This window comes from Sphaerisporangium sp. TRM90804, assembly GCF_029846175.1.
Taxonomy (GTDB): domain Bacteria; phylum Actinomycetota; class Actinomycetes; order Streptosporangiales; family Streptosporangiaceae; genus Sphaerisporangium.
In genome coordinates this window covers 1-1900 of sequence record NZ_JARWAC010000065.1, presented here as the reverse complement: position 1 = coordinate 1900, position 1900 = coordinate 1, and the positions used below count along the sequence as shown (strand labels likewise).

Annotated in this window: 1 protein-coding gene and 2 pseudogenes; 2 read left to right on the top strand and 1 reads right to left on the bottom strand. The window is 72.7% G+C overall.

The features are described 5' to 3' along the window. A pseudogene (locus PYR91_RS36260) lies at positions 1 to 374 on the bottom strand (phospholipid carrier-dependent glycosyltransferase); the annotation flags it as partial. Positions 375 to 499: 125 nt separating this feature from the next. Between PYR91_RS36260 and rsmI the strand changes: the two are divergent. Both rsmI and PYR91_RS36250 read left to right on the top strand, forming a co-directional pair. Then, on the top strand, positions 500 to 1351 hold the full coding sequence (gene rsmI, locus PYR91_RS36255; RefSeq protein WP_279787542.1) for a 16S rRNA (cytidine(1402)-2'-O)-methyltransferase: 852 nt from the start codon (positions 500 to 502) through the stop codon (positions 1349 to 1351). Positions 1352 to 1598: 247 nt separating this feature from the next. Continuing rightward, a pseudogene (locus PYR91_RS36250) lies at positions 1599 to 1900 on the top strand (phospholipid carrier-dependent glycosyltransferase); the annotation flags it as partial.

Genomic DNA, 1900 nt, shown 5'->3' with positions numbered 1-1900 from the left:
ACCACGTAGGAGGCGCACTTGTCGAGCTCGGTGGGCGCGCACTGCTGCCAGATGTTCTCGTTGCCGGCCAGCAGCATCTTGTCGGCGTCCTTGACGGGCACCCGTTCGACGCCGAAGTTGACCAGGGACAGCGCGTCCTTGGCGTAGTAGGTCTCGTCGAACACGATCGCCTTGGGCTCGCCCAGCCGGTCGAACCGCAGGAAGCCGCCGAAGGCGGCCACCAGCAGCGGGCCCAGCCACCCCCACAGCGGGCTCCCCCGGAACGGCGGCACGAGCCGGTCGCGGATCGTCCCCGGCCGCGTGGGCGGCTGCGCGGGGTCGTCGCGCTTGTCCGGCTGCTCGAAGTCCTGGTTGGGGAAGTCCGTCAGGGCCATCCGGACATCGTACGGGGCGGTCCTTACGCCCAGCCTAAGAAACACCCTCTACGTACCCAATTGGGAGACTCATACCGGAAGGTGGACGGCTCATGACGCCCGTGCCGATGGGGGAGGATGGGCCTGTGAGAGACGACGACGGCGGTGGCGAGGGCAGGCTGGTGCTGGCGGGCGCGCCCATCGGACGGGTGGACGACGCCTCCGCGCGGCTGCGCGACGCCCTGGCGACCGCCGACATCGTGGCCGCCGAGGACACCCGGCGGCTGCGCAGGCTCGCCGGCGACCTCGGGGTGACCCTCGGCGGGCGCCTGGTCTCCTACTACGACGCCAACGAGGCGGCCAGGGCCGAGGAGCTGCTCGGGGCGCTGCGCCAGGGCGAGACCGTGCTGGTGATCACCGACGCCGGCATGCCGGGCGTCTCCGACCCCGGCTACCGGCTGACCCGCCTGGCCGTCGAGGCCGGCATCCGGGTGACGGCGCTGCCCGGGCCCTCGGCGGTGACCACCGCGCTCGCCGTCTCGGGGCTGCCGAGCGACCGGTTCTGCTTCGAGGGCTTCCCGCCGCGCAAGGCCGGCGAGCGGGGGCGGCGTCTGGCGGCGCTGGCCGCCGAGGAGCGCACGATGGTGTTCTTCGAGGCGCCGCACCGGCTGCGGGAGGCGCTGACGGCGATGGCCGAGGCCTTCGGCGCCGAGCGCCCGGCCGCCGTCTGCCGTGAGCTGACCAAGACCTACGAGGAGGTGCGGCGCGGCACGCTGGCCGAGCTGGCGGCGTGGGCCGCCGGCGACGTGCGGGGCGAGGTCACGCTGGTCGTCGCCGGGCACGATCCCGGCGCGGTCGAGACCGACATCGCCGAGCTGGTGCGGGAGGTCGCCCGCATGCAGGAGGCCGGGGTGCCGCGCAAGCAGGCCATCGTGGACGTCGCCAAGGCCGCGGGCGTCCCCAAACGCGAGCTCTACGACGCCGTCCACCGCCCCTGATGCCCCAACCGGCCGCACCTGGGGTGTCCGGCCGGATCATGGGGAGGCGGCCCCGGAGTTCCCGGCGTTCGCCGCCGGGGTTTGGGCGGCCGCGCGGCAATTCGTGATCCTTTGGGTGCTGATCGCGTTCGCCACGTAAGGTGCCCCAGTGGCTGTTGGTCCCTTTCCCCGTAGATTTCTCGACATATCACGGGTTGCCCCGAAATCCTGGTCCCGGTCCGGTGAGGGCCCGGACGCGAGCGTCCCGGTGCGCGACCGGCTCGTGCCGCCGTTCCCCGGGAGCCCGCTGTGGGGGTGGCTGGGCCCGCTGCTGGTGGCCGCCTTCGGCGCCTTGCTGCGGTTCCCCCGGCTCGGCGAGCCCAAGGCCGTCGTGTTCGACGAGACGTTCTACGCCAAGGACGGGCTCTCCCTGCTGAAGTACGGCGTCGAGCGCACCTTCCTGGGCAGCGAGAGTGATTTGATCGCCGACAAGCGGCTCATCGCCGGGCGCGAGGACCTCTGGGTCACCTGCACGCCCGACAACCTCGACCCCTGCGCCATGTACGCCGC